Genomic DNA, 26,403 nt, shown 5'->3' on the forward strand with positions numbered 1-26,403 from the left:
GCTCGTTTTCCGGAGCCGGATTCCGTCGCAACCCCCGAGGCCATGCAGAGCAACACGGACACCACCCCCACCACCGATCACGAGACCGTCCGCGAGCGTGAGATCGCCGGTGAACAGCAGCACCTCGACACCGTCTACCACCGGCTGGAGGAGAAGCTCGCCGAGGCGGAGTACATCCTGGAGGACGCCGCCAAGCGGGTCCAGGTCGGTACTCCCGGCGCCCTCGCCGAGCGCGACGCCCAGGTCTACCGGGCCGGCGCGCACCTCCAACGGCTCAACAACGAGTTCGAGGACTTCCTCTTCGGCCGGATCGACCTCCAGCAGGCCGACGCGCCGGAGGAACACGGCATCCCCTCGAACACCCCGCTCGACCCGGCCGACCCGGCCGTCGCCGAGACCCTGCACATCGGCCGCCTGGGCGTGCTGGACGCCGAGTTCGGCCCGCTGGTGATCGACTGGCGGGCCCCGGCCGCCGCGCCGTTCTACCGCGCCACCCCGGTGGAGCCCGGCCGGGTGATCCGCCGCCGGGTGATCCGCTCCAAGGGCCGCAAGGTGATCGGCGTCGAGGACGACCTGCTGCGCCCCGACCTCACCCCGACCCTGGGCGGCCGGGAGCTGGCCGTGGTCGGCGACGGCGCGCTGATGGCCTCGCTGGGCCGCGCCCGCAGCCACTCGATGCGCGACATCGTCTCCTCGATCCAGAAGGAGCAGGACGAGGTGATCCGGGCCGCCGCGGCCGGGGCCACCCTCGTCACCGGCGGCCCCGGCACCGGCAAGACCGCCGTCGCCCTGCACCGCGCCGCGTACCTGCTCTACCAGGACCGCCGCCGCTACGCCGGGGGCATCCTGGTGGTCTCGCCCACCGCGCTGCTGGTCTCCTACACCGAGGGCGTGCTGCCCTCGCTCGGCGAGGAGGGCCAGGTCGCGATCCGCGCGGTCGGCTCGCTGGTGGACGGCATCGAGGCCGACACCTACGACGCCCCGGAGGCGGCCCGGGTCAAGGGCTCGGCCCGGATGGTGCACCTGCTGCGGCGGGCGGCCCGCGCGGCGCTGGAGCTGGGCGCCCCGCAGGAGCTCAAGGTGGTCGCCCGCGGCGAGGTGCTGAAGCTGGACGCGGGCCGGCTGAGGTCCGTCCGCGGCAACGTGGTGGGCTCCGGCGGCACCCCGCTGAACCTGCTGCGCCCGCGCGCCCGCCGGCTGCTGCTGGACGCCCTGTGGCAGGAGGCGATCCGGCACCTGCCCAAGCCCACCGACCACTACGCCCGGGAGCAGCGCCAGGAGGAGAAGGAGTCCTTCGACGACTACGTCTCCGACGAGTCGTCGTTCCTGGACTTCCTGGACGCCTGGTGGCCCGCGCTGACCCCGCGCCGGGTGCTCGGCACGCTCAAGCAGACCCGGCACACCAACCGGATCGCCCGCCGTGCCGTGACCCCGGACGAGGCCAGGCTGCTGGCCGCCTCCTGGCGCCACCTGTCGCCGCAGGGCGAGGGCGGGCTGTCCGCGCACGACGTGGCACTGGTGGACGAGCTGCAGGTGCTGCTCGGCGAGCCGGCCCGTCCGAAGGTCCGCGAGGTGGACGCGGTGGACCTGCTGAGCGGCCTGGAGGAGGTCACCACCTTCGCCGACCGCAACTCCCGCCAGCGCGAGCGCCAGCCGGTGGAGCGCAAGGAGTACGCCCACGTGATCGTGGACGAGGCCCAGGACCTCACCCCGATGCAGTGGCGGATGATCGGCCGGCGCTCCCGGATGGCCACCTGGACCATCGTCGGCGACCCGGCGCAGTCCTCCTGGCCGTTCCCCCAGGAGGCCCAGGCCGCGCTGGACGAGGTGCTGGCGGGCAAGCCGCGCCGCCGCTTCACGCTGACCGTCAACTACCGCAACCCGGCCGAGATCGCCGAGGTCGCGGCGAAGGTGCTGGCGCTGGCCGCGCCGGGCACGCCCTCGCCGAGCGCGGTGCGCCACGTCGGCGTGGAGCCGCGCTTCGCGGCCGTCACCGACCCCGCGCCGGAGGCCTTCGGCCGGGCTGCCCGGAGCGAGCTGGAGCGGCTGCTGGGCGAGGTGGACGGCACCGTGGCGATCGTGGTGCCGATGGACCGCCGGGCCGAGGCGGCCGGCTGGGCCGAGGGCCTGGGCGGGCGCGCGGTGGTGCTGGGCAGCCTGGAGGCCAAGGGCCTGGAGTACGACGCGACGGTGGTCGCCGACCCGACCGGCATCGCCGGCGAGTCGGAGGCGGGCCTGCGGGTGCTCTACGTGGCGCTCACCCGGGCGACCCAGCGGCTGACGGTGCTGTCCGGCCCTGACGACCTGCCGGACGCGGCCGGCGTGCCCGCGCTGCTGCACGGCTGACGCATCCACGACGAAGGCCCCTCACCGCTGGTGAGGGGCCTTCGGACGTTGACGACACCGACCCGCCATGCTCGCCTCGCGGCAAGTGGTCCCTCTGAGGGACGAAGGTTGGGCCCGGGGGCTTGGATCGAGCCGGTGTCCCGTCCAATGTAACGCATCGGCCGGGAGAGGCAAGGAGTGTGCGCCCGGAGACTGTGGGCGACGCGGCCCGCTTGTCGGATCCGCACACTCAATGAACGTTATTTCTGGCAACCCCTTGGAAGGTGCGACGATCGAGGTCTAGCATGCGCAGGCGATGCCTTCAACAAAATGTTGAGCCTGCGGGACAGACGGAAGAAGGAAGCGTCGATGGCGACGGTGCCCAGTGTCTCCAACTCGATCACGGTGCGACTGGAGGTCCCGGCCCGCGGCAACGCGGTCAGCGCGATCACCACGGCAGTGGAGTCCTCCGGCGGATCGGTGACCGGTCTCGACGTCACCGCCTCCGGCCTGGAGGCGCTGCGGATCGACGTGACGGTCGCGGCCTCCTCGGTGGCGCACGGCGAGGAGATCGTCGAGAAGCTCCGGGCGATCGACGGCGTGTCGATCGGCAAGGTCTCGGACCGCACCTTCCTGATGCACCTCGGCGGCAAGATCGAGATGTCCTCGAAGCTGCCGATCCGCAACCGTGACGACCTCAGCATGATCTACACCCCGGGCGTGGCCCGGGTCTGCATGGCGATCGCCGAGAACCCCGAGGACGCCCGCCGCCTGACCATCAAGCGCAACAGCGTCGCCGTGGTCACCGACGGCTCGGCGGTGCTGGGCCTGGGCAACATCGGCCCGGCGGCCGCGCTGCCCGTCATGGAGGGCAAGGCGGCCCTGTTCAAGCGCTTCGCCGGGATCGACGCCTGGCCGATCTGCCTGGACACCCAGGACAGCGACGAGATCGTCGCCATCGTCAAGGCGATCGCCCCGGGCTTCGCCGGGATCAACCTGGAGGACATCTCCGCGCCGCGCTGCTTCGAGATCGAGGCCCGGCTGCGCGAGGCCCTGGACATCCCGGTCTTCCACGACGACCAGCACGGCACCGCGATCGTGGTGCTGGCCGCCCTCACCAACGCGCTGAAGGTGGTCGGCAAGGAGATCGGCGACATCCGCGTGGTGATGTCGGGCGCCGGCGCGGCCGGCACCGCCATCCTCAAGCTGCTGCTGGCCGCCGGTGTCGAGCACGCCACCGTCGCCGACGTGCACGGCGTGGTCCACCAGGGCCGTGAGGACCTCAACGACAGCCTGCGCTGGATCGCCGAGCACACCAACCGCTCGGGCCGCACCGGCAGCCTCAAGGAGGCCGTGGCGGGCGCGGACGTGTTCATCGGCGTCTCGGCCCCGAACGTCCTGGACGGCGACGACCTGGCCACCATGGCGGAGCGGTCGATCGTCTTCGCGCTGGCCAACCCGGACCCGGAGGTCGACCCCGGGGTGGCCCGGCAGACCGCCGCCGTGGTCGCCACCGGCCGCAGCGACTTCCCGAACCAGATCAACAACGTGCTGGTCTTCCCGGGTGTCTTCCGCGGCCTGCTGGACGCCCAGAGCCGCACGGTCAACACCGAGATGATGATCGCCGCGGCCCGCGCGCTGGCCACCACCGTCGCCGACGACGAGCTGAACGCGAACTACATCATCCCGAGCGTCTTCCACAAGGACGTCGCCAAGACCGTCGCCGCGGCGGTGCGCGAGGCGGCCCTGGCGGACGCCCAGGAGCCCGCCGTACCGGCCCGTCCGACCCCCGGCATCGTCGGCACGCTGGACACCTCGGCCTTCCCCACCGTCAAGCTCTGACGGCCCCGGCCGGGCGCCGGACGGCCCGGCTCGCGGGCCGGTCGCCGATCGGTCAAATGTCCGATTAGCGGCCATACCCGCCCAAGCGCGCCCCGAACCCTTGCGACACAAGGGCGAGGGGCGTGTTTGGGCTTGTCGTGCCTAGGGCGTACGGTAGCCCTGGCCGGGGCAGGCGTGTCCGACAAGTACGGAACGTCCCCCTGGTCTTCCGGCGTGTCATCCTGACCGCCGTCCGCGCCCGGTCCGCCGGAGCCGACGGAGCGTCACACCTCCAACGGGCGGGCGATGTTCGGGTGGCTCGGCCGGGGCCCGATTGGCTTTCTCGGGGCCGGTCGGGGCAGGATTCGTTCCCAGGCAGGCGGCGGGCCTCTTCGACGGCTCCGGCGCGCGGCATACGGGTACGGACCCGGCCTGCGACCACGCAATGCCTGCATGAGCACAGTGTGCGGACCTGCGGCCCATCCGGGTGCCCCCCGGTGGGAGCACCGATGGGCCCCCGCACACCGCAAGCGAACAGACCACAGGAGTACACATGAACCGCAGTGAGCTGGTGGCCGCGCTGTCCGAGCGCGCCGAGGTGACCCGCAAGGACGCCGACGCCGTTCTGGCCGCCTTCGCCGAGATCGTCGGCGAGGTCGTCGCCAAGGGCGACGAGAAGGTCACCATCCCCGGTTTCCTGACCTTCGAGCGCACCCACCGCGCTGCCCGCACCGCCCGCAACCCGCAGACCGGCGAGCCGATCCAGATCGCGGCCGGCTACAGCGCCAAGGTGAGCGCCGGCTCCAAGCTGAAGGAAGCCGCCAAGGGCGCCTGAACCACCCCTTGAACGCCCGAGAGGCCGGGCTCCCCGCGGGGAGCCCGGCCTCTCGTCGTGCGTGCGGGCCGGGGCGTGTCTTTCGGCTCACGCCGGGCGGGCGCCGCCGGGGCACGCCCTACGCGTCGACCAGCTGCTCGCTGGGCAGCTCGACGTGGGCGCCGAGGTCCCGCAGCTTCTCCATGAAGTTCTCGTAGCCGCGGTTGATCAGGTCGATGCCGTGCACGGTCGAGGTGCCCTCGGCCGCCAGCGCCGCGATCAGGTACGAGAAGCCGCCGCGCAGGTCCGGGATGACCAGCTCGGCGCCCATCAGCTTGGACGGGCCGGACACCACCGCGGAGTGCAGGAAGTTGCGCGCGCCGAAGCGGCACGGCGTGCCGCCCAGGCACTCGCGGTAGAGCTGGATGTGCGCGCCCATCTGGTTGAGCGCGCCGGTGAAGCCCAGCCGCGACTCGTACACCGTCTCGTGGACGATGGACAGGCCGGTGGCCTGGGTCAGCGCGACCACCAGCGGCTGCTGCCAGTCGGTCTGGAAGCCCGGGTGCACGTCGGTCTCCAGGGCGATCGCCTTGAGCTCGCCGCCCGGGTGCCAGAAGCGGATGCCCTCGTCGTCCACCTCGAAGGCGCCGCCGACCTTCCGGAAGGTGTTGAGGAAGGTCATCATCTCCAGCTGGCGGGCGCCGCGGACGTAGATGTCGCCCTTGGTCGCCAGCGCCGCGCAGGCCCAGGAGGCGGCCTCCAGCCGGTCCGGCAGGGCCCGGTGGTTGTAGCCGTTCAGCTCGTCCACACCGGTGATCAGGATGGTGCGGTCGGTGCCCAGGGTGATGATCGAGCCCATCTTCTGCAGCACGCAGATCAGGTCGACGATCTCCGGCTCGATGGCCGCGTTGCGCAGCTCGGTGACGCCCTCGGCGAGGACGGCGGTGAGCAGCACCTGCTCGGTCGCGCCGACCGAGGGGTAGGGCAGCTCGATCTTGGTGCCGCGCAGCCGCTGCGGGGCCACCAGGTAGGTGCCCTGCGGGTGCTTCTCGATGGTGGCGCCGAACTGGCGCAGCACCTCGAAGTGGAAGTCGACCGGCCGGCCGCCGATGTCGCAGCCGCCCAGGCCCGGGATGAAGGCGTGGCCGAGGCGGTGCAGCAGCGGGCCGCAGAACAGGATCGGGATCCGCGAGGAGCCCGCGTGGGCGTCGATGTCGGCGACGTTGGCGCTCTCGACGTGCGAGGGGTCGAGGATCAGCTCGCCGTCCTCGTCGCCGGTGCGCACGGTCACGCCGTGCAGCTGCAACAGGCCGCGGACCACCTTGACGTCGCGGATGTCCGGGACGTTGCGCAGTCTGCTGGGGCCCTGGCCGAGGAGGGCGGCGACCATGGCCTTGGGGACCAGGTTCTTCGCACCGCGGACGCGGATCTCGCCTTCGAGCGGGTTTCCGCCGTGGACCAGCAGGACGTCGTCGGTCATCGTTCTCGCAATCCGGGGTGCCAGAGGAGTGGGAACGGTTCCGTCACGGAACCGCTGGTGGACCGGTGGTACAGGCGTACGGGCGCGTTCGGGCCCCCGGAGAATCCGAGTCGGCACCGTAGAGGGGCGTCCACCATCCGTAGATGGTAGTGGGCGTCCCGATGGTTCCCGTTTGCCTCTCCCGTGATGGTGCTCTCTCCGGCCCGGCTCCCGCCCGCCGGTTCGGCCGTACGGGTGCTCGTCCGGCGTGGCGGGGTTTCGGGTGTTGCGGTGTCCGGCCGGTGCCGTTCTGCGGGATCATGTGTGGCATGACGGCGGCCCATTCGCACGGAGGCCGGTCCCACACCGGCCGTCTGCTCGTCGCGACGCCCATGCTCACCGACCCGAACTTCGCCCGGGCGGTGGTGCTGCTCCTCGACCACGACGCCGAGGGGGCGCTCGGCGTGGTGCTCAACCGGCCGACGCCGGTCGAGGTGGGCAGTGTGCTGGACGGCTGGGGCAGACTCGTCGGGCAGCCCGCGGTGGTGTTCCAGGGCGGGCCGGTGGCGCTGGACTCGGCGCTCGGCCTGGCCGTCGCGCCGGGGGAGCCGGGCACCGGGGAGCCGCTCGGCTGGCGCCGGGTGCACGGCGCGATCGGCCTGGTCGACCTGGAGGCGCCGCCGGAGGTGCTGGCCGGGGAGCTGGGCAGCCTGCGGATCTTCGCCGGGTACGCGGGCTGGTCGCCGGGCCAGCTGGAGTCGGAGCTGGGGAGCGGCGCCTGGTACCTGGTGGACTGCGAGCCGGGGGACGTCTCCAGCCCGGAGCCGGAACGGCTGTGGCGCTCGGTGCTGCGCCGCCAGCGCAGCCCGCTGGCCCTGCTGGCGACCTACCCGGACGACCCGACGATGAACTAGGGCGTGTCCGGCCCGTCCGGCCCGTCCGGCCCGTCCGGCCCGTCCGGCCCGTCCGGCCCCGTGTCGAGGCCCGGGGAACCCGGGCCGCCGCGTGACACTGGCCCGGTTTCCCGGGGCGCCCATAGACTTGGCACCCATGAGCACTCTTGAGCCCGAGCGCGGCCTCGGCACCGGCACCCTGGTCGAGCCCGTCCCCCAGGTGTCCCACGGGGACGGCGACCACGAGCGCTTCGCGCACTACGTCCAGAAGGACAAGATCATGGAGAGCGCGCTCTCCGGGTCCCCGGTGGTGGCGTTGTGCGGCAAGGTGTGGGTGCCCGGGCGCGACCCGAAGAAGTACCCGGTCTGCCCGATGTGCAAGGAGATCTACGACGGCATCGGCAAGCCGCAGGGCGGCGACGGGGACAACGGCGGCAAGTAGTCCGCCGTCGTCTGCAGGACGCCGTTTTGCATAGCACCGCGTTTCCCAGGTGGTCTATGCCAATCGTTCGGGGCCTGGGCAGGATGTCGGAATGGACCTCATTCCCGCACCTTCGAGTGCCGTCCGGCGCCCGGACGGGGACTTCCCGCTCGACGCCGCCACCACGCTGACCGCACCGCCCGTACTGGCCGACGCCGAGCGCTGGCTGCGCGGCACGCTGTCCGCCGCCACCGGGCTGCCGCTCGGTCCGGGCCGGCCGGGCACGGGCATCGAGCTGGTCCTGGACGACACCCTGGCCGCCGAGGCGTACCGGATCGCGGTGCGCCCCGGCCACGCCCTGCTCACCGCCGGCGGGCCGGCCGGCGCCCTGTGGGCGGCCCAGACCCTGCGGCAGCTGCTCGGGCCGGACGCCTACCGCCGCTCCCCGCTGCGCGCCGAGGGCTGGGTGCTGCCCGGCGCGGACATCGCGGACGAGCCCCGGTTCGGCTGGCGCGGCGCGCTGCTGGACGTCGCCCGGCACTTCCTGCCCAAGTCCGACGTGCTGCGCTTCGTCGACCTGCTGGCCGCGCACAAGCTCAACGTGCTGCACCTGCACCTGACCGACGACCAGGGCTGGCGGGTGGAGATCAAGCGCTACCCGCGGCTGACGGAGCGCGGCGCCTGGCGGGAGCGCTCGATGGTCGGCTACCGGTCCGCGCAGCGCCGGGACGACCGCCCGCACGGCGGCTACTACACCCAGGACGACCTGCGCGAGATCGTCGCCTACGCGGCCGCGCGCGGGGTCACCGTCGTCCCGGAGATCGACCTGCCCGGCCACACCCAGGCCGCCGTCGCCGCCTACCCCGAGCTGGGCAACACCGACGTGGTGGACACCGCCGCGCTCGGCGTCTGGACCGACTGGGGGGTGAGCCACCACGTGCTCAACGCCTCCGAGGAGACCCTGCGCTTCTTCGAGGGGGTGCTGGAGGAGGTCCTGGAACTGTTCCCGTCCGAGTTCGTCCACCTCGGCGGCGACGAGTGCCCCAAGGAGCAGTGGAAGGACAGCGCCGCCGCCCAGGCCCGGATCCGCGAGCTGGGCCTGGCCAACGAGGACGAGCTGCAGAGCCACCTCATCCGGCACTTCGACCGCTGGCTGGCCGAGCGCGGCCGCCGGCTGATCGGCTGGGACGAGATCCTGGAGGGGGGCCTCGCCCCGGGCGCGGCGGTCTCCTCCTGGCGCGGCTTCGGCGGCGGGATCGCGGCCGCGAAGGCCGGGCACGACGTGGTGATGTGCCCCGAGCAGCACGTCTACTTCGACCACCGGCAGGCGGACGGGCCGGACGAGCCGGTCCCGGTCGGCTTCGTGCGCACGCTGGAGGACGTCTACCGCTTCGAGCCCGTCCCCGAGCAGCTGGACGGGGAGGCCGCCCGGCACGTCATCGGCACCCAGGCCAACCTGTGGAGCGAGTTCATGGACAGCGCCCGGGACATCGACTACCGGGCCTTCCCCCGGCTGGTCGCCTTCGCCGAGGTCGCCTGGTCCGCGCTGCCCGCCGTGCCCGCCGAGCGCGACTACGCCGGCTTCGAGCGGCGGCTGCGGGGCCACCTGGCGGTGCTGGACGCGCTGGGCGTCGAGTACCGCCCGGCCGACGGGCCGCACCCCTGGCAGCGCCGGCCCGGGGTGGCGGGGCGGCCGATCGAGGGGCCGCCGCCGGTGCGCTGAGGCGGTGCGGGTGGTGCGCCGATGTGTTCGTCGGGAACTTATGGACGGTCATCTGACGTCAAGAAGAGATGAACATCTGCCCCGGTCCCGTTCGGGTCGGGGCAGATACCGCCCGGTATCCGTCCCAATCGGGCAGTCCCGTTCACCGGTCCCGAAATGATCATCGAGCATTGTGTGCCAGAGTTGCCCAACCCGGCCCGATCGCCCGTACCCTACGGCCAGGCCGGGCTGCTGACGCGGACAGTGCAGTGCGGCCACGGCCGCGGGCGGCAGACGATCGATGAGCAAGTGGAGCACGGTGGGACCCAGGTGAACCGGACGATCATGCTGCCGGCCTCGCTCGACGAGGCCGTCGACGCGTTGGCCGCCGCCCCGGCCGCGGTACCGGTGGCCGGAGCCACCGACCTCATGGAAGCCGTCAACGCCGGACGGCTGCGCCCCGCCGCCCTGGTCGGCCTCGGCCGGATCACCGAACTGCGCGGCTGGCGCTACGAGGACGGCGGCACCGCGGTGCTCGGCGCCGGACTCACCCACGCCCGGATGGACCGCCCCGACTTCGCCGCGCTCATCCCCGCCCTCGCCGACGCCGCCCGCACCGCCGGCCCGCCGCAGGTCCGCAACGTCGGCACCCTCGGCGGCAACATCGTCACCGCCGCCCCGGCCGGCGACACCCTCCCGGTGCTCGCCGCCCTGGAGGCCAGCGTCACCCTCGCCCGGGCCGGCGGCAGCCGCGAGGTGCCGGTCAGTCACCTGCTCACCGGACTCGACCCGGTGCGCCCCGGCGAACTGCTCACCTGGGTGCGGGTCCCGCTGCTGCACGCGCCGCAGGTCTTCCTCAAGGCCACCGGCCGCAGCGGCCCGGCCCGCGCCACCGCCTCCGTCGCGCTCGTCCTCGACCCGGCCCGGCGCGCCGTGCGCTGCGCCGTCGGGGCCGTCGCCCCGGTGCCGCTGCGCCCGCTGGAGGCCGAGGCCTGGGTGGCCGGCTGCATCGACTGGGACGGCAGCCGGGAGATCGACCCGGCCGCGGGCGCCGCCTTCGGCGAGTACGTCGCCGCCGCCTGCGTCCCCGACAACTACGGTGCCGAAGGGGCCTGGGAGGCCGCGACCGAGGGGCCGACCGCGGCCGCCGTCCGGCTGCGGCGTACCGTATCGGTGCTGGCCCGACGGGCACTGGGAAGGGCGCTGAAGTGACCACAGACCCCATCGAGACCCTCGACGCCGACCCGCTCGGCCTCGCCCCGCAGGTCAGCCGGGAGCTGCGCCCGTGCGCCTCCTACACGCTGCGGGTCAACGGTTTCGAACGGCCCGTCACCGACGCCTGGATCGGCGAGAGCCTGCTCTACGTGCTGCGCGAGCGGCTCGGCCTGGCCGGCGCCAAGGACGGCTGCGAGCAGGGCGAGTGCGGGGCCTGCTCGGTGCAGGTGGACGGCCAGCTGGTGGCCGGCTGCCTGGTGCCCGCCGCGCTGGCCGCCGACAGCGAGATCAACACCGTCGAGGGCCTGTCGGCCGGCGGCGGCGCGAGCGACGTCCAGCAGGCGCTGGCCGCCTCCGGCGCCGTGCAGTGCGGCTACTGCACCCCCGGCATGGCGATGGCCGTGCACGACCTGCTCCAGCGCAACCACCGGCCCACCGAGGTCGAGGCCCGGCAGGCGCTGTGCGGCAACCTGTGCCGCTGCACCGGCTACCGCGGAGTGCTGGCCGCCGTCCAGACCGTCGCGGACGCCCGCGCGCTGGAGGTCGAGGAGGCCGAGGAGGCCGCCGCCGCGGCCGCCGAGGGGAGCACCGCGGCCCCGGCCGCCGGGACCGGAGCCCCGGCCGCCGCCGCCGTCGAGCCGGAGCCGGCCGTCGAACCGCCGGTCTACGCCGACTCCGAGGCCTGGATCGAGCACGTCCCGCAGCCGCCCGTCGAACCGGCCCCCGCCCCGGTGCCCGCCCAGGCCCAGGCCCCGCAGCCGGCCCCGGCCCCCGCCGAGCAGCCGTACGGCGACGGCGGCTACGACACCGGCGTGTACGACACCTCCGCGCTGACCGGGATGCAGCCCGGCATCCCCGCCCAGGCCGTCGGCGACCAGGTGTACTACCCGCAGGGCTACCCCGAGCAGCCCTACCAGGCCACCCCCGCGCACGGCACCTACGTGCCGGCCGGCTACCCGGACGGCCACCAGCAGCACACCGGCTACGACACCGGCTACGACGCCCCGGTCTACGAGCCCACCCCCGCGCACGGCACCCCGCTGCCGGGCGCCGTCCACGACGGCACGCCCCCGCACGGCACCCCGTACGCGGACCCGCACGGGACCCCGGCCGAGGCCGGCGTCCCGACCACCGGCGTCCCCTACGGCGCCACCCCCGCCCACGGCATCCGGCTCCCCGAGGACGACCACGCATCATGACGTCGCCTACCGACATCGGCGCAGCACTCCAGCAGGACGGCGGCGAGGGCGGCGCCGGACCGGAGCCCTTCGGCCTGGGCAGCTCCCCGCTGCGCAGCGACGCGCTGCCCAAGGCGCTCGGCATCTACCCGTACGCGGCCGACCTCTGGGCCGAGGGGCTGCTGTGGGGCGCGGTGCTGCGCTCGCCGCACCCGCACGCCCGGATCCGCGGCATCGACACCTCGGCCGCGCTCGCCCTGCCCGGGGTGCACGCCGTGGTCACCGCCGCCGACCTGCCGCCCGGCCCGGACGGCCTGCCGGACGGCGCCCCGGCCGGCCCGATCGTCTCCGACCGCCCGGTGCTGGCCGCCGGCGTGGTGCGCCACCACGGCGAGCCGATCGCCGCGGTCGCCGCCGACCACCCCGACACCGCCCGGCTGGCCGTCGGCCTGATCGCGGTCGACTACGAGCCGCTGGAGGCGGTCACCGACCCCGAGCAGGCCTTCACCGCCCCGGCGCTGCACCCGGACGGCAACCTGTTCCGCCACCTGCCGCTGCGCACCGGGGACCCGGACGCGGCCGGCGAGATCATCGTCGAGAGCCTCTACCAGGTCGGCCGGCAGGACCCGGCCCCGCTCGGCGCCGAGGCCGGGCTGGCCGTGCCGCGCCCGGACGGCGGCGTCGAGCTGCACCTGTCCTCCACCGACCCGCACGGCGACCGCGACCGCACCGCCGCCTGCCTCGGCCTGGAGCCGGACCGGGTCCGCCTGGTGGTCACCGGCGTGCCCGGCGCCACCACCGACCGCGAGGACCTCTCCTTCCAGGTCACCCTGGCGCTGCTGGCGCTGCGCACCGGCCGCCCGGTGAAGATGACCCTCACCCGCGAGGAGTCCTTCCACACCCACACCTCGCGCCACCCCGCGCTGCTGCGCTACCGCCACCACGCCGACGCCGACGGCACCCTGGTGAAGGTGGAGGCGCAGATCCTGCTGGACGGCGGCGCCTACGCCGACGTCTCCGCCGAGGCGCTGGCCGCCGCGACGGCCTTCTCGGTCGGCCCGTACGTCTGCCCCAACGTGTTCGTGGACGCCTGGGCGGTGCGCACCAACAACCCGCCGGCCGGGCGGATGCGCGGCGAGGGCGCGCTCCAGGCCTGCTTCGCGTACGAGTCGCAGCTGGACCAGCTGGCCGCCCGGGTGGGCGTGGACCCGGTGGAGATCCGCCGCCGCAACGCGATGTCCACCGGCGACCCGCTGCCCACCGGACAGGCCGTCACCTGCCCCGCCCCGGTGAAGGCGCTGCTGGACGCGGTGGCCGCCGAGCCGCTGCCGGCCCTGCCGGTGGACGACCCGGACGCCGAGTGGCTGCTGCCCGGCGGTCCCGGCGGGGCCGGGGACCCGGCCGCGGTGCGGCGCGGGATCGGCTACGCCGTCGGCATGGTGCACATGCTGGGCGCCGAGGGCGAGGACGAGGTCTCCACCGCCACCGTGCGGGTCAGCGGTGACCACGCCACGGTGATCTGCGCGGCCGTCGACGCCGGGCAGGGCTTCGCCACGCTGGCCCGGCAGATCGTGCAGACGGTGCTGGGCGTCAGCGAGGTCTACATCGCGCCGGCCGACAGCGACCAGTCGATCGCCGGGCCCTCTGCCCGGGGCCGGCACACCTGGGTCTCCGGCGGGGCGGTCGAGCGGGCGGCGCTGATGGTCCGCCACCAGCTGCTGCAGCCGATCGCGGCCGACTTCGGGATGTCGGTGGAGCTGCTGCAGATCGCCGACGGCAAGATCACCTCCTACGACGGGGTGCTCGGCATGCCGGTCGCGGAGGCGCTGGAGGGCAAGGAGCTCTGGGCCACCGCGCAGTGCCGCCCGCACCCGACCGAGCCGCTGGACGAGTCCGGACACGGCGACGCCTTCGTCTCCATCTCCTTCTGCGCGATGCGCGCGGTGGTGGACGTGGACATCGAGCTGGGGGCCGTCCGGGTGGTCGAGATGACCGTCGCCCAGGACGTCGGCCGGGCGCTGAACCCGCGCCAGATCGAGGACCGGATCGAGGCGGGCGTGGCCCACGGCGTGGGACTGGCGCTGATGGAGGACCTCCAGACCTCGGGCGGGGTGATGACCAACCCCTCGCTCACCGGCTACCGGCTGCCGACCTCGCTGGACACTCCCGAGGTGCGGATCGCCGCGCTGCTGGAGGAGCGGGACGTGGTCGCCACCTTCGGGGCCAAGGCGGTCAGCGCGGTGCCCGCGGTGGTCGCCCCCTCGGCGGTCGCCGCCGCCGTCCGGGCCGCCACCGGGCTGCCGGTGGGCCGGCTGCCGATCCGCCCGGAGGACGCCGTCACGGCCTGAGCCGGCGCCCTCGGCCGTCGGGCCCCGCCGCCGCGGGTGCCCGTCGGGTCGTCGGGCCGGGCCGTCGGGCCGGCCGGAAACGGAACGGGAAATGCGGAATTGCCGGTCGACTTCGGTCGACCGGCAATTCCCCTTTCGAGGCCGTGGCGGGAATTGAACCCGCGTACATCGCTTTGCAGACGATTCCCTGAGCCACTCGGGCACACGGCCAGTGAATTCAGGATGGCGGACCGGCCGAATGGGGTCAATGACGTTGTGTAAATTCTGTGTGGCAATGTGTGCTACGGTCGGAGCAGGTGGTTGATTCCCCGCCACCCCGGACGAGCGCGTCGTACCCGGTGACGACAAGACGGCGCAGTTCAGCGGCAATCCGGCCGCTGTGGACTGCGGAGGTACGGCCGTCATGGCTTGGCTCGTTCTGATCGTCTCGGGTCTCCTGGAGACCGTCTGGGCAGTGGCCCTGGAATCGTCCAAGGGCTTCTCCCGCCTCGTTCCCAGCCTCGTCTTCGGCGTCGCGCTGCTGTTCAGCATGGGCGGGCTGGCGTACGCGATGCGCACCATCCCGATCGGCACCGGCTACGCGGTCTGGGTCGGCATCGGCGCGGTCGGCACCGCGGTCTACGGCATGGCCGTCCTGGGCGACGCGGTGACCATGGCCCGGATCGGCTGCCTGCTGCTGATCGTCTGCGGCGTGGTGGGGCTCAAGGTGCTGCACTGACGCCTGCCCCCGGGGCCGGTCCTAGGCCCTGCGACGGACCCGGTCGGGGACTCCGGTCAGGAGTCAAGGACGCGGACGGCTCTTACGATGTTACGTATGACCACTGCCTCCCCCACCTCGGTCGACTCCCCCTCGATACCCTCCGGAGCTGACCCCGGGGGCGGGGTCATGAGCGGCCGCTTCCGGGCCCTGACGCTCGGGATCGTGTCGGTCGTGCTGGTGATCGCCTTCGAGGCGACCGCCGTCAACACCGCGATGCCGACCGCGGCCCGGCAACTGGACGGCCTGGGGCTGTACGCCTTCGCCTTCTCCGGTTACTTCACCACCACGCTGTTCGCCCTGGTCGTCTCCGGCCAGTGGTGCGACCGGCGCGGCCCGCTCCAGCCGCTGTTCACCGGCATCGCGGTGTTCGGCGCGGGCCTGGTGGTGGCCGGGACGGCGCCGGGCATGTGGGTGTTCGTGGCCGGGCGGGCGATCCAGGGGCTGGGCGGCGGGCTGGTGATCGTCGCGCTGTACGTGGTGGTCGGCCGGGCCTACCCGGAGCGCCTGCGGCCGGCGGTGTTCGCCGCCTTCTCCTCGGCCTGGGTGCTGCCCTCGATCGTCGGGCCGCTGGTCTCCGGGGCCGTCACCCAGCACCTCGGCTGGCGCTGGGTGTTCCTGGCGGTGCCGGTGCTGATCCTGCTGCCGCTGGCGGTGATGGGCCCGGCGCTGGCCCGCTCCGAGCGGGACCACCCGGTGCTCAAGGGCGCCGACTTCGACCGCCGCCGCACCCTGCTGGCCGCGATGGCGGCGGTCGGCGCCGGCCTGCTGCAGTACGCCGGCCAGCGCCGGGACCTGGTCGGGCTGCTCCCCGGCGTCGCCGGTGCGGCGCTGCTGGCCCCGGCCGTGCTGGGGCTGCTGCCGAAGCGGACCCTGCGGGCCGGGCGCGGGCTGCCGACGGTGATCCTGCTGCGCGGGCTGGCGGCGGGGGCGTTCCTCGGCGCCGAGGCCTTCGTCCCGCTGATGATGACCACCGAGCGCGGCCTCTCGCCGACCCTGTCCGGGCTCACCCTGACCAGCGGCGGGCTGACCTGGGCGCTGGGCTCCTGGCTGCAGGGCCGCCCGGGGGCCGAGCGGTACCGCGAGGCGATGATCCGGGGCGGCTTCGTGCTGACGGCGGTGGCGATCGCGGCCGCCGCGCTGGTGCTGGTCCCGGCGGTCCCGGCCTGGGTGGCCTCGGTGGCCTGGGGCGTCGGCGGTATCGGGATGGGGCTGACGGTCGCGAGCGTCAGCGTGCTGATGATGAAGCTCTCCGCGCCCGAGGACGCCGGGGCCAACTCGGCCGCGCTGCAGATGAGCGACGCCCTGGGCAACGTGCTGCTGACCGGTCTGGCCGGGGTGCTGTTCGCGGCGCTGGGCGGCGGGTCACTGGCCGCGGCGCACGAGGGCGCCGGGGCCGACGGCTCGCCCGGCGCCTTCGCGGTGATCCTGCTGGTGATGGCCGCGGTGGCGGCGCTGGGGGCGCTGCTCGCCGGGCGGGTGCGGGTCCGGGCCTGACCCGGGGTCAGGATGCGGCGGCGGTGGGGGAGGGGGAGGCGGCCGGCGGCGCGGCCGGGGTGCCGAGGAAGGCCTCCCAGCCGCCGGCCGGGGACTGGCCCGGGCCGAGGCCCTGGAGCTTGCGCAGCACCGCCGGGTCCTGGGCGTCCAGCCAGTCGACCAGTTGGCGGAAGGAGACCAGCCGCACCTCGGGCTTGCCCGCGATCGACTTGAGCACGTCCTCGACGGCGTTCATGTAGATGCCGCCGTTCCACTCCTCGAAGTGGTTGCCGATGATGTACGGCGCCCGGTTGCTGTTGTAGGTGCGGTCGAAGCCCATCAGGTAGGAGTCCCGGGCCTGGGCCTGGAAGCCCGGGTAGAGCGCCGGGTCGGCCTTGGTGTTGGGGCCGCACTGGTTGAACATGATGTTGTAGTCCATCGACAGCACCTGGAAGGTGTGCCCGGGGAAGGGGATGGACTGCAGCGGGAGGTCCCAGAGCGCGCCGCCCTGGATCTTCTGCGGCCAGACCTGGGTGCCGTTGCCGCTGCTGTCGTAGCGCCAGCCGCGCTTGACGGCGGTGGGCAGCAGGTTGCGCTGGCCCTCCAGGCAGGGGGTGCGGCTGCCGATCAGCTCCTTGCGGTAGTCGAAGGGCAGGGCCGGCAGGTCGGTGAAGCCGGTGTTGGTGCGCCAGCTCGTCACGAACTCCATCGCCTGCTGGATCTCGCTCTCCCACTCCTCCGGGGACCACGCGCTGACGCCGGTGGGGCCGCAGAAGTGGCCGTTGAAGTGGGTGCCGATCTCGTGGCCCTCCAGCCAGGCGGCGTGCACGTTCTCCAGGGTGTCGTGGATGTGCTGGTCGCTCAGGTAGCCGATCTCGGAGGCGCCGACCTTGTGCTGCGGCGGGCGGTACAGGTCCTTCTTGGACTCCGGCAGCAGGTAGAGCCCGCTGAGGAAGAAGGTCATCGAGGCGTTGTGCTCCTGGGCCAGCCGGCGGAACCGCGCGAACAGCCCGTTGTCGAGCTCGCCGGCGCCGTCCCAGGAGAAGACCACGAACTGCGGGGGCCGCTGGCCGGGCTGGAGCCGGTCCGGGACGGGCTGGTGGGGCTGGGGGCCGGTGTCCGAGGTGGAACCGTCGCCGAGCAGGACGGCCTGCGGCTTCTGCGGGACCGCGGCGGGGGTGGCGCTCTGCCCCTCGGACGCCGGGGTGGCCGGGGCCGCGCCGCCGGCCGCGTGCTCCCCGCCCCCGCCGGCCCGGTCGCTGCCGCAGCCCGCCGCCAGGGTGGCGGCGCCGGCCGCTCCGGCGGCCAGCAGGGTTCGGCGGGAGAGCGCGTCCATGGTCACTCCGTTCGTGAGGTGTTCGACGGGCGGGCGGAGTCCGGCAGGCGCGCGAGGGGTGCGTTCGGGGTGCGTGCGGCGCGCGGAGGTCCGGTCGGCCCGGAGGGGGTGGAGCCCGTGACCGGGTCAGGATGGCATGTGGGCCGGAACGGTCGTAGAGGCGCAGCGAACGGTCGTGATCGATCGCCCGATTGACGCAACCGAAACGGCGGGCCGAAACGTCGAAGGTGTTCGTACGGGTGGGAGCGCCGCCCCCGGACGCGGAAGCGGAACGTCACGTACCGTGGCCGCCCATCCACTCCGTGCAGGTCCGGAGCCGTCATCCCTGCCGATCGGCGGGTACGGATACGACCGTCGTGGGGACGTGCCTTAGGGTCCGATCCGATTGAATGAGTTCCCAGCAAACTCTCAGGAATGGGATCCGGGCCGGCAGAAGGGAGCACCCGTGGGCGTCCAGCAGAGCAGGAGCCCCTGGCCGGGCACCCTGGCGGCCGGCGCCGCCCTGGTGCTCGGGGCCTGGCTGCTGCACGGGGGCGGCGCGCCCGTGCTGCCGCCGCTGCCGAGCGGACAGGCGCTGTCGGGCTTCGCCCCGGTCTCCGTCGTCCCCCCGCTCGGCCCGTCCGCCCCGACCCGGATCCGCATCCCGTCCGTCCGCCTGGACGCCCCCGTCACCGAGCTGGGACTGGACCCCGACGGCCACCTCCAGGCCCCGCCCGCGGCCGACCGCAACCTCGCGGGCTGGTACCGCGGCGGCGCCACCCCCGGCCAGCGCGGCACCGCCATCCTGGCGGGCCACGTCGACAACAAGGCCGGACCGGCCGTCTTCTACCACCTGGGAGCACTCCACCGGGGCGACCGGATCGAGATCGCCCGCGCCGACGGCGCCACCGCCGTCTACCAGCTGTACGCCATCGAAGTGCACGACCGAAAGGACTTCCCGGACGACCGGGTCTACCGCCAGGCCGCCGACGCTCAGCTGCGGGTGATCACCTGCGGCGGCGCGTACAGCGAGGAACACGGCTACGAGGGAAACGTCGTCGCCTACGGATTCCTGGCCGACACCACACCGCCGGGCAAAGCCGCATGACCACGCTCACCCTCGCCACCCGCTGGAACCCGATCGACTGGCCGCTCACCCACGGCCCCATCCCGCAAGCCGTCCTGCTGGCCGGCTGGGCGGCGCTGTTCGCGCTCGCCGTCGGCCGCGGCCGCAGCTGGTGGCGGGTCCGGCTGCCCGCCGCGCTGATCACCGCGGCGGCGCTCAGCCTGCTGCTGGAGGTCGTCGTCGACGGCTGGTGGCACCCCTTCCCGGAGGGCACCCCCCGGTACGTCACCTGGTGGATAGCCGTCGCCCTGCTGGGCTTCTGCCTGGCGGGGTACCGGATGCGCCGGCTGTCCTGGCCGCGCCGGGGCCTGGCGCTCGGCCTCAGCGGGCTGGTCCTGCTGATGGCCGCCTCCGAGGTGAACACCGGCTTCGGCCAGTTCCCCAACGGGCGGGTGATGCTGGCGCCGTGGCTGACCAGGACCGAGGGCCTGGTCGCCGCCAAGGTGGCGCAGACCGTCTCCGCCCAGCCGGAGCAGGTGCTGGACGAGGTCTGGCAGCCCCCGGCGAACCTGCCCGACAAGGGCACCGTCTCGGTGGTCCCGATCCCGGGCCTCAGGTCCGGCTTCAAGGCCCGGGACGCGTACGTCTACCTCCCGCCCGCCTACCAGGCCACCCCGCGGCCGCTGCTGCCCGTGGTCGTGATGCTCCCCGGCCAGCCCGGGCAGCCCGGGGACTGGGTGCTCTCCGGGCAGATCAACGCGGCGATGGACGCGTTCGCGGCCGAGCACCACGGCCTGGCGCCGATCGTCGTGATGCCCGACCAGCTCGGCTCGACCTGGGCCAACACGCTCTGCCTGGACTCGAAGATCGCCAAGGTGCAGACCTACCTCGCGGTGGACGTCCCCCGGTGGGTCCACCAGAACCTGCAGACCGCCACCGGCCCGAAGGCCTGGGCGATCGGCGGCGCCTCGATGGGCGGCACCTGCGCCCTCCAGCTCGGGGTCAACGCGCCCGACGTGTACGGCACCGTGCTCGACATGTCCGGGCAGGAGGAGCCCACCCTGGGCACCCGCGAGGAGACCGTCAAGGCGGCCTTCGGCGGCGACGGGAAGAAGTTCGAGGCGGTCGATCCCGCCCACGTGATGGCCCGCCGGAAGTTCCCGGACACCAGCGTCGCGCTGGTCGTCGGCGAACACGACGGGGAGTTCAGACCGCAGATGGAGAAGGTCTACCAGCTCGCTCAGGAGGCCGGTATGAAGGCGAAGTTCGAACTCATGCCGGGAGGTCACGGCTGGGTCGTCTTCCGCCCGGGCATCGTCCGGCAGATCCCGTGGCTGGCCCAGCAGACCGGGCTGACCCGGTGATCGGGACGGCGGCGCGCGTCGCCAAGGGGCGGGAGCGCGCGGAGGGGCGGGACGCGGAGGCCGCGCAGCCGCAGGACGCCCACCTGGCCCCGGTCACCCCGACGCCGGAGGTCGGGCCGCAGCGGATCCGCCGGGCCGTCCGGATGCTCGGCGACCGGCTGCGCTCGGCGCCGCTGACCCTGGCGCTGCTGGCCGGGTTCTGGGCCCTCGGCGCGGCGACCGGCAGCCTGTCCGGCGGTCCGTCCGGGCGGCTGCTCGCCCGGGTCGGCGTCGGCCTGCCCACCCTCGGCGAGGGCCGCTGGTGGACGCCGGTCAGCTCGCTGTCCTTCTCCACGGGCATCGGCTCGTACGTCTTCACCAGCCTGCTGCTGCTCCTGGTCGGCCCGGCCGCCGAGCGCCGGTTCGGCCGGCTGCGCACCCTCGCGCTGCTGGTCGGCGGGCAGGTGGCCGGCACCCTGCTGGGCACCGGGCTGGTCGCGTTCGGCTCCTCGGCGGGGGAGCAGTGGACCGCCTCGGTGGCCGACCAGACCTCGGTCGGGCCCGCCGTCGGCCTGTTCGCCCTGGCCGGGGTGCTCGGCTACCGGCTCACCGTGCTCTGGCGCCGCCGGCTGCACCTGCTGGTGCTGCTCGTCCCGCTGGTCATGACCCTGTACGTGGGGCACCTGCAGAGCGTCCAGCGCTGCGCCGGCGCGCTGTTCGGCCTCGGCCTGGGCGCCCTGCTCAGCCGCGGCCGGCCGTACCTGCGCACCCACCGCTCCTCGCACGGCGAGACCCGGGTGCTGGTCGCGCTCTGCCTGGTCGCCGCCGCCTGCGGGCCGCTGATCGCCTCGCTGTACGACAACGCCAGCGGTCCGTTCAACACCTTCTCCGAGCTGTACCTCTCGCACCGGCTCAGCCCCGAGGAGGTGGCCGACTTCTGCGCCGCCTCGGCGCACGACTGCGCCCGGGCGCACGCCGTCGAGCGGATATTCGACACCCCCGCCCGGCTGATGGCCGCGCTCTTCCCGGCCCTGCTGCTGGTGCTCGCCGAGGGGCTGCGCCGGGGCCTGCGGTTCGCCTGGCGGATCAGCGTCGTCACCGAGGTGCTCTGGGCCGCGCTGCTGGCCTGGCTGTACTTCGAGGCCGGGCCGGTCAGCGGGGACGCGGTGCAGTACTTCGTCGAGGCGATGCTGCTGCCGCTGCTGACCACCGTGCTGCTGCTGGCCACCCGGCAGCGGTTCCGGCTGCGGCTGACCGGCCGGGCGGTGCGCCGGCTGGCCGTCGTGGTCGGCGGGGCCGCGCTGGTGGCGGCGGCCACCTACGTGGGCGTCGGGCGACTGGTGGCCGGGCAGTTCGAGCCGGGCGCGGGCGTGCGCGGACTGGTGAACGGGCTGCCCGCCCAGTTCCTGCCGCCCGCCTACAACGACCTGCTGCCGGACTACCCGATAGCCGTCGGCCCGATGGCGCTGTTCCTGGAGACGTACTGCGGGCTGGCGTTCTGGGTCGTCGCGCTGCTCGCGCTGCTGTCGGCGTTCCGCCGTCCGGTGCTGCGCACCGACACGGCGGCGGCCGCCCGGGCCCGGGTGCTGCTCGCCGAGCACGGCGGCGGGACGCTGTCCTTCATCACCACCTGGGAGGGCAACCACTACTGGTTCGACGAGCAGGGCCGCGCGGCCGTCGCCTACCGGGTGGTCGGCACCGTGGCGCTGACCACCGGCGACCCGTTCGGCGCCCCGGAGGCGCGGGCCCGGGCGGTGGCCGGATTCGCCCGCTACTGCGACGCCCGCGGCTGGACGCCGTGCTTCTACAGCGTCTGCGCCGAGACCAGGGCGGCGGCCGCGCAGCTGGGCTGGCGCTCGGTGCAGGTCGCCGAGGACACCGTGGTGCCGCTGCCCGAACTGGCCTTCACCGGCCGCAAGTGGCAGGACATCCGCACCGCCCTGAACAAGGCCGGGAAGCAGGGCATCACCGCGGAGTGGTGGACCTACCAGGAGGCGCCGCTCGCGCTGCGCGACCAGATCCGGGCCATCTCCGAGGAGTGGGTCTCCGAGAAGGGCCTGCCCGAGATGGGCTTCACGCTCGGCGGGCTGGAGGAGCTGGACGACCCGGACGTGCGGGTGCTGATCGCGGTGGACCAGGACCGGGTGGTGCACGGGCTCACCAGTTGGATGCCGGTGCACGAGGACGGCGTGCCGGTCGGCTGGACGCTCGACTTCATGCGGCGGCGCTCGGACGGCTTCCGCGGCGTGAACGAGTTCCTGATCGCGTCGGCCGCGCTCGGCTTCAAGGGCGAGGGCGCCCGCTTCCTCTCGCTGTCGGGGGCACCGCTGGCCCGCGCCCGGCAGGACGAGGAGCCCGCCGGCCTGCAGCGGATGCTGGACTGGATGGGCCGGGTGCTGGAGCCGGTGTACGGGTTCCGCTCGCTGCTGGCGTTCAAGGCGAAGTTCCAACCGGAGTACCGGCCGATGTACATGGCGTACCCCGACCCGGCCGCGCTGCCCGGCATCACCAGGGCGATCGGCAAGGCCTATCTGCCGCACCTCACGGCGGCGCAGGGGGTCCGGCTGATGCGCAAGCTGTCCGGCTGAACCGGCTGAACCGGCTGAACCGGTGGTCGGGCGTGCGGCGGCCCCGGCCCCGGGCCCGGGGGCCGCGCCCACGTCAGCCGAGCAGCTGGGCGAGGGCGCGGTCGGCGTCCAGGTGCAGGTGCTCCTCGCCCTCCGGGACGAGCAGGCGGCTGCGCCACAGGAACCGGCGCAGGTCCCCGGTGTCGAACCGGAGCAGCGCGGTGCCCTCCGGGGCCCGCAGCTCGACCATGGTGTGCCGGGCGGGGGCCGGGCGGACGTGGACGTCGCCGACGCCGGCCGGCAGCTCCAGGCCGGCCGAGAGCAGCTGCCGGGCGAACACCCAGACGATGTCCTCGCCGGCCCGCTCGTCCGCGGGCCCGTCCAGCGAGAACTCGGCCGGGAAGGCCATCCGGACCGCGTACGGGTCCTCCGGCAGGTACGACAGGACCACGCGCAGCCGGGCGGAACGCTGGGGGGAGAGGATCAGGCGGGCCTGGACGGTCTCTTCGACGGCGGAGTACAAGGGGTGGGTCCCTTCGTTCGGTGCGGGCCGCCCGACGGCAGGTGGGGTTGGGGCGGCCTCACCCTGGTGAGAGTCCCGGGGCCGGTGGGGATTACCCGGTTCCACGGAGGAATCGACGTGACCTGCGTCACAGCGATTTCCGGCCGCCCGGGCCCGGCGCGGAGCCCGGCCTGGAGGCCCGAACGGCGCCGGCCCGGTACGCTGGGCGGGTTGTCCGATCGCCGCCCGACCGCGGGACGGGGCCGCCAAACCGCCCCTGACCTGCGATGATCCCCCCTCGGAGACCGTGAGTACTGCCGCCGCCTCCTCGATGCCGCTGTTTTCCGACGCACCGGAGCAGCAGGAGCCCGCCCGGGCCGTCGGCCACGCCGCGCCCGCCGCCTCGCACCACCTCTCCCCGGCCTTCCCCGGTCGTGCCCCTTGGGGTACCGCGGGCAAGCTGCGGGCCTGGCAGCAGGGTGCGCTGGACAAGTACATCGAGACCCAGCCGCGGGACTTCCTCGCGGTCGCCACCCCGGGCGCCGGCAAGACCACCTTCGCCCTCACCCTGGCCTCGTACCTGCTGCACAACCACCTGGTGCAGCAGGTGACCGTCGTCGCCCCGACCGAGCACCTCAAGAAGCAGTGGGCCGAGGCCGCCGCACGGATAGGCATCCGGCTGGACCCGGCGTACTCCTCCGGCCCGCTCTCCCGGGACTACCACGGCATCGTGGTCACCTACGCGGGCGTCGGGGTCAACCCGATGCTGCACCGGAACCGGACCGAGGCCCGCAAGACCCTCGTGATCATGGACGAGATCCACCACGCCGGTGACTCCAAGTCCTGGGGCGAGGCCTGCTTCGAGGCCTTCGAGCCGGCCACCCGCCGGCTGGCGCTGACCGGGACGCCGTTCCGCTCGGACACCAATCCGATCCCCTTCGTGGCCTACGACGCGGGCAGCGACGGCATCCGCAAGTCCATCGCCGACTACACCTACGGCTACGGGCACGCGCTCGCCGACCACGTCGTCCGCCCGGTGATCTTCCTCAGCTACAGCGGCAACATGCGCTGGCGCACCAAGTCCGGCGACGAGCTGGAGGCCCGGCTCGGCGAGCCGATGACCAAGGACCTGATCGCCCAGGCCTGGCGCACCGCGCTCTCCCCGCAGGGCGAGTGGATCCCCTCCGTCCTCCAGGCCGCCGACCGCCGGCTCACCGAGGTCCGCAAGGCGATCCCGGACGCCGGCGGACTGGTGATCGCCACCGACCAGAACGTGGCCCGCGCCTACGCCAAGATGCTGCGCGAGATCAGCGGCGAGAAGGTCACCCTGGTGCTCTCCGACGAGACCGAGGCCTCGAAGCGGATCTCCGACTACGCGGAGGGGACCTCGCGCTGGATGGTCGCCGTCCGCATGGTGTCCGAGGGCGTCGACGTGCCCCGGCTGTGCGTCGGGGTGTACGCCACCTCGATCTCCACCCCGCTGTTCTTCGCCCAGGCCGTCGGCCGCTTCGTGCGCGCCCGCAAGCGCGGTGAGACCGCCTCGGTGTTCCTGCCGACCATCCCGATGCTGCTGGGCTTCGCCAACGAGATGGAGCTCCAGCGCGACCACGTGCTGGACCGGCCGAAGAAGGAGGGCGACGGCCTCTTCGACGAGGAGGACCGGCTGCTCGCCGAGGCCGAGCGCGCCAACGACGGGCCGGACGGCGCGGGCGGCGAGGAGTTCTCCTACGAGGCGCTGGGCTCCGAGGCGGTCTTCGACCGGGTGCTGTACAACGCCATGGAGTTCGGCATGCAGGCCCACCCGGGGAGTGAGGAGGAGGAGGACTACCTCGGCATCCCGGGCCTGCTGGAGCCGGACCAGGTGCAGATGCTGCTGCAGAAGCGCCAGCACCGGCAGATCCAGCGCAGCAAGACCAAGCCCGCCGAGGAGGCCGACCTGCTGGAGCTCCCGGCCGAGCAGCGGCCGGTGGTCACCCACCAGGAGCTGCGCGAGCTGCGCAAGGAGCTGAACGCGCTGGTCGCCGCCTGGCACCACCGCACCAACCAGCCGCACGGCACCGTCCACAACGAGCTGCGCCGCCAGTGCGGCGGGCCGCTGACCGCGCAGGCCACCGCCAACCAGTTGACGGCGCGGATCGCCAAGATCCGGGAGTGGGCGAAGTAACGGTCCGGCAGGCGGATCCGGGCCGCCGCGGCCCGGACCGCCTCCCCCCGGAGTGTCCGGACATCGGACCGGGGTCGAACTGACGCCCTGGTCGGGCCGGTGGATCGGCAGGGTTTGTCCGGAATTCCCGGCGGCGGTGATGCCGATCACGACCGAATTTTGGACAACCACTTCCGCCGCGGGAATTCCTTCACTACCTTTCCCCCACGCTCTTCCGCCGGGCAACCCCCGCGGGACGGGCTCCGCAGGACCGTGCGGTCGTCAAGGACGACGCCGCACGGCCCGAGCGCGGCCACCCCCACCTGCGCGCGACACCGACCTTCTGGCCCGGCGCCGCACGCCCCGCGAGCGCCGCGGAAAGGACTGCCCGTCGTGACAGCAGAGACCTCCCAGACACTGGATCGCGGCGTCCGCGTCCTCAAGCTCCTCGCCGACTCCGAGCGCGGGCTCACCGTCACCGAGCTGGCCGCCCGCCTCGCCGTCAACCGCACCGTGGTCTACCGGCTCCTCGCCACCCTGGAGCAGCACGGCCTGGTCCGCCGCGACATCGGCGGCCGGGCCCGGGTCGGCCTCGGCGTGCTGCGCCTGGCCCACCGGGTGCACCCGCTGCTGCGCGAGGCCGCACTCCCCGCCCTGCGCAGCCTCGCCGAGGACCTCGGCGCCACCGCCCACCTGACCCTGGTGGACGGCAACGAGGCGCTGGCCGTCGCCGTCGTCGAGCCCAGCTGGACCGACTTCCACGTCGCGTACCGCACCGGCCTGCGCCACCCGCTCGGCGAGAGCGCGGCCGGCCGGGCGATCCTGGAGGCCCGCGGCTTCCCCAGCCAGCGCCGGCCCGAACAGGGATTCGTCATCACCCGTGCGGAGGAGCAGTCCGGGGCCAGCGGGGCCGCCGCCGCGCTGCTCGGGCTGAGCGGCATCGAGGGCAGCGTCGGCGTGGTGATGCTCAACGGGCTGGTGCCCGAACGGGTCGGCCCCCGGGTGGTGGAGGCGGCCACCGAGGTGGCCGACGCCCTGAGGTAGCGCCCGCCGTCCGG

At 73.8% G+C, this 26,403-nt stretch carries 19 protein-coding genes, 1 tRNA gene and 1 riboswitch; of the genes, 16 read left to right on the forward strand and 4 right to left on the reverse strand.

The window, feature by feature from the left end:
• The first annotated feature begins 42 nt into the window (after positions 1-42).
• The 3 genes from ACFC1T_RS03525 (at position 43) to ACFC1T_RS03535 (ending at position 4,981) form a co-directional block, all read left to right on the forward strand.
• Positions 43-2,346, forward strand: a complete 2,304-nt coding sequence (locus ACFC1T_RS03525) for a HelD family protein (protein WP_375882992.1) — start codon at positions 43-45, stop codon at positions 2,344-2,346.
• 348 nt (positions 2,347-2,694) lie between these two features.
• Positions 2,695-4,167: an NAD-dependent malic enzyme gene (locus tag ACFC1T_RS03530; protein WP_375882994.1), complete on the forward strand. Its 1,473-nt coding sequence runs from the start codon at positions 2,695-2,697 to the stop codon at positions 4,165-4,167.
• 532 nt (positions 4,168-4,699) lie between these two features.
• Complete coding sequence (locus tag ACFC1T_RS03535; protein WP_030059737.1) at positions 4,700-4,981, forward strand: HU family DNA-binding protein; 282 nt, start codon at positions 4,700-4,702, stop codon at positions 4,979-4,981.
• A 118-nt stretch (positions 4,982-5,099) separates the two neighbouring features.
• Here ACFC1T_RS03535 and murA read toward each other — a convergent pair whose 3' ends face one another.
• A complete protein-coding gene (gene murA / locus ACFC1T_RS03540) occupies positions 5,100-6,440 on the reverse strand; it encodes a UDP-N-acetylglucosamine 1-carboxyvinyltransferase (RefSeq protein ID WP_375882997.1) in 1,341 nt (446 codons plus the stop codon).
• 299 nt (positions 6,441-6,739) lie between these two features.
• On the opposite strand from murA, the gene ACFC1T_RS03545 reads away from it, so the two are divergent.
• The 6 genes from ACFC1T_RS03545 (at position 6,740) to ACFC1T_RS03570 (ending at position 14,176) form a co-directional block, all read left to right on the forward strand.
• Positions 6,740-7,333: a YqgE/AlgH family protein gene (locus ACFC1T_RS03545; RefSeq protein WP_375883000.1), complete on the forward strand. Its 594-nt coding sequence runs from the start codon at positions 6,740-6,742 to the stop codon at positions 7,331-7,333.
• Positions 7,334-7,469: 136 nt separating this feature from the next.
• Positions 7,470-7,754, forward strand: a complete 285-nt coding sequence (locus tag ACFC1T_RS03550) for a DUF3039 domain-containing protein (RefSeq protein ID WP_360239079.1) — start codon at positions 7,470-7,472, stop codon at positions 7,752-7,754.
• Positions 7,755-7,845: 91 nt separating this feature from the next.
• On the forward strand, positions 7,846-9,456 hold the full coding sequence (locus ACFC1T_RS03555) for a beta-N-acetylhexosaminidase (RefSeq protein WP_375883003.1): 1,611 nt from the start codon (positions 7,846-7,848) through the stop codon (positions 9,454-9,456).
• Positions 9,457-9,780: 324 nt separating this feature from the next.
• On the forward strand, positions 9,781-10,647 hold the full coding sequence (locus ACFC1T_RS03560; protein WP_375883450.1) for an FAD binding domain-containing protein: 867 nt from the start codon (positions 9,781-9,783) through the stop codon (positions 10,645-10,647).
• Positions 10,644-11,849: a 2Fe-2S iron-sulfur cluster-binding protein gene (locus tag ACFC1T_RS03565; protein WP_375883006.1), complete on the forward strand. Its 1,206-nt coding sequence runs from the start codon at positions 10,644-10,646 to the stop codon at positions 11,847-11,849. Before ACFC1T_RS03560 ends, ACFC1T_RS03565 begins: the two co-directional genes overlap by 4 nt.
• A complete protein-coding gene (locus ACFC1T_RS03570; protein WP_375883007.1) occupies positions 11,846-14,176 on the forward strand; it encodes a xanthine dehydrogenase family protein molybdopterin-binding subunit in 2,331 nt (776 codons plus the stop codon). Before ACFC1T_RS03565 ends, ACFC1T_RS03570 begins: the two co-directional genes overlap by 4 nt.
• Positions 14,177-14,314: 138 nt before the next feature.
• Here the strand turns inward: ACFC1T_RS03570 and ACFC1T_RS03575 are convergent.
• Positions 14,315-14,386: transfer RNA gene (locus ACFC1T_RS03575), tRNA-Cys, on the reverse strand.
• 80 nt (positions 14,387-14,466) lie between these two features.
• Positions 14,467-14,535, forward strand: a riboswitch (guanidine-III (ykkC-III) riboswitch).
• 44 nt (positions 14,536-14,579) lie between these two features.
• Between ACFC1T_RS03575 and ACFC1T_RS03580 the strand changes: the two genes are divergently transcribed.
• Complete coding sequence (locus ACFC1T_RS03580; protein ID WP_375883009.1) at positions 14,580-14,894, forward strand: DMT family transporter; 315 nt, start codon at positions 14,580-14,582, stop codon at positions 14,892-14,894.
• A gap of 96 nt (positions 14,895-14,990) precedes the next feature.
• Complete coding sequence (locus ACFC1T_RS03585; RefSeq protein ID WP_375883011.1) at positions 14,991-16,430, forward strand: MFS transporter; 1,440 nt, start codon at positions 14,991-14,993, stop codon at positions 16,428-16,430.
• A 7-nt stretch (positions 16,431-16,437) separates the two neighbouring features.
• Here the strand turns inward: ACFC1T_RS03585 and ACFC1T_RS03590 are convergent, their stop codons facing one another.
• Positions 16,438-17,745 carry a hypothetical protein gene (locus tag ACFC1T_RS03590; RefSeq protein WP_375883014.1) on the reverse strand — a complete coding sequence of 436 codons (1,308 nt, stop codon included), beginning with the start codon at positions 17,743-17,745 and terminating at the stop codon, positions 16,438-16,440.
• A gap of 445 nt (positions 17,746-18,190) precedes the next feature.
• Between ACFC1T_RS03590 and ACFC1T_RS03595 the strand changes: the two genes are divergently transcribed.
• The 3 genes from ACFC1T_RS03595 to ACFC1T_RS03605 are packed head-to-tail and all read left to right on the forward strand — an operon-like array spanning position 18,191 to position 22,721.
• Positions 18,191-18,832 (forward strand): class F sortase, encoded by a 642-nt coding sequence (locus tag ACFC1T_RS03595; protein WP_375883016.1) that lies wholly within the window; start codon positions 18,191-18,193, stop codon positions 18,830-18,832.
• Positions 18,829-20,154 (forward strand): alpha/beta hydrolase-fold protein, encoded by a 1,326-nt coding sequence (locus tag ACFC1T_RS03600; protein WP_375883019.1) that lies wholly within the window; start codon positions 18,829-18,831, stop codon positions 20,152-20,154. Before ACFC1T_RS03595 ends, ACFC1T_RS03600 begins: the two co-directional genes overlap by 4 nt.
• Positions 20,121-22,721 (forward strand): rhomboid family intramembrane serine protease, encoded by a 2,601-nt coding sequence (locus ACFC1T_RS03605; RefSeq protein ID WP_375883021.1) that lies wholly within the window; start codon positions 20,121-20,123, stop codon positions 22,719-22,721. Before ACFC1T_RS03600 ends, ACFC1T_RS03605 begins: the two co-directional genes overlap by 34 nt.
• 73 nt (positions 22,722-22,794) lie before the next feature.
• Here the strand turns inward: ACFC1T_RS03605 and ACFC1T_RS03610 are convergent, their stop codons facing one another.
• A complete protein-coding gene (locus ACFC1T_RS03610) occupies positions 22,795-23,223 on the reverse strand; it encodes an SsgA family sporulation/cell division regulator (RefSeq protein ID WP_375883023.1) in 429 nt (142 codons plus the stop codon).
• A 310-nt stretch (positions 23,224-23,533) separates the two neighbouring features.
• On the opposite strand from ACFC1T_RS03610, the gene ACFC1T_RS03615 reads away from it, so the two are divergent.
• Both ACFC1T_RS03615 and ACFC1T_RS03620 read left to right on the forward strand, forming a co-directional pair.
• Positions 23,534-25,366: a DEAD/DEAH box helicase gene (locus ACFC1T_RS03615; protein ID WP_375883453.1), complete on the forward strand. Its 1,833-nt coding sequence runs from the start codon at positions 23,534-23,536 to the stop codon at positions 25,364-25,366.
• 372 nt (positions 25,367-25,738) lie between these two features.
• Positions 25,739-26,389 carry a helix-turn-helix domain-containing protein gene (locus ACFC1T_RS03620; protein WP_350564128.1) on the forward strand — a complete coding sequence of 217 codons (651 nt, stop codon included), beginning with the start codon at positions 25,739-25,741 and terminating at the stop codon, positions 26,387-26,389.
• Positions 26,390-26,403: the final 14 nt, after the last annotated feature.

This window comes from Kitasatospora sp. NPDC056076 (assembly GCF_042266305.1).
Taxonomy (GTDB): Bacteria; Actinomycetota; Actinomycetes; order Streptomycetales; family Streptomycetaceae; genus Kitasatospora.

Excerpts from the sequence above, each read along its gene's own strand:
- murA (WP_375882997.1), bottom strand. The coding sequence starts at position 6,440 with ATGACCGACGACGTCCTGCTGGTCCACGGCGGAAACCCGCTCGAAGGC.
- ACFC1T_RS03615 (WP_375883453.1), top strand. The coding sequence starts at position 23,534 with ATGCCGCTGTTTTCCGACGCACCGGAGCAGCAGGAGCCCGCCCGGGCC.
- ACFC1T_RS03550 (WP_360239079.1), top strand. The coding sequence starts at position 7,470 with ATGAGCACTCTTGAGCCCGAGCGCGGCCTCGGCACCGGCACCCTGGTC.
- ACFC1T_RS03600 (WP_375883019.1), top strand. The coding sequence starts at position 18,829 with ATGACCACGCTCACCCTCGCCACCCGCTGGAACCCGATCGACTGGCCG.
- ACFC1T_RS03545 (WP_375883000.1), top strand. The coding sequence starts at position 6,740 with ATGTGTGGCATGACGGCGGCCCATTCGCACGGAGGCCGGTCCCACACC.
- ACFC1T_RS03570 (WP_375883007.1), top strand. The coding sequence starts at position 11,846 with ATGACGTCGCCTACCGACATCGGCGCAGCACTCCAGCAGGACGGCGGC.
- ACFC1T_RS03580 (WP_375883009.1), top strand. The coding sequence starts at position 14,580 with ATGGCTTGGCTCGTTCTGATCGTCTCGGGTCTCCTGGAGACCGTCTGG.
- ACFC1T_RS03560 (WP_375883450.1), top strand. The coding sequence starts at position 9,781 with ATGCTGCCGGCCTCGCTCGACGAGGCCGTCGACGCGTTGGCCGCCGCC.
- ACFC1T_RS03530 (WP_375882994.1), top strand. The coding sequence starts at position 2,695 with ATGGCGACGGTGCCCAGTGTCTCCAACTCGATCACGGTGCGACTGGAG.
- ACFC1T_RS03535 (WP_030059737.1), top strand. The coding sequence starts at position 4,700 with ATGAACCGCAGTGAGCTGGTGGCCGCGCTGTCCGAGCGCGCCGAGGTG.
- ACFC1T_RS03525 (WP_375882992.1), top strand. The coding sequence starts at position 43 with ATGCAGAGCAACACGGACACCACCCCCACCACCGATCACGAGACCGTC.
- ACFC1T_RS03555 (WP_375883003.1), top strand. The coding sequence starts at position 7,846 with ATGGACCTCATTCCCGCACCTTCGAGTGCCGTCCGGCGCCCGGACGGG.
- ACFC1T_RS03585 (WP_375883011.1), top strand. The coding sequence starts at position 14,991 with ATGACCACTGCCTCCCCCACCTCGGTCGACTCCCCCTCGATACCCTCC.
- ACFC1T_RS03590 (WP_375883014.1), bottom strand. The coding sequence starts at position 17,745 with ATGGACGCGCTCTCCCGCCGAACCCTGCTGGCCGCCGGAGCGGCCGGC.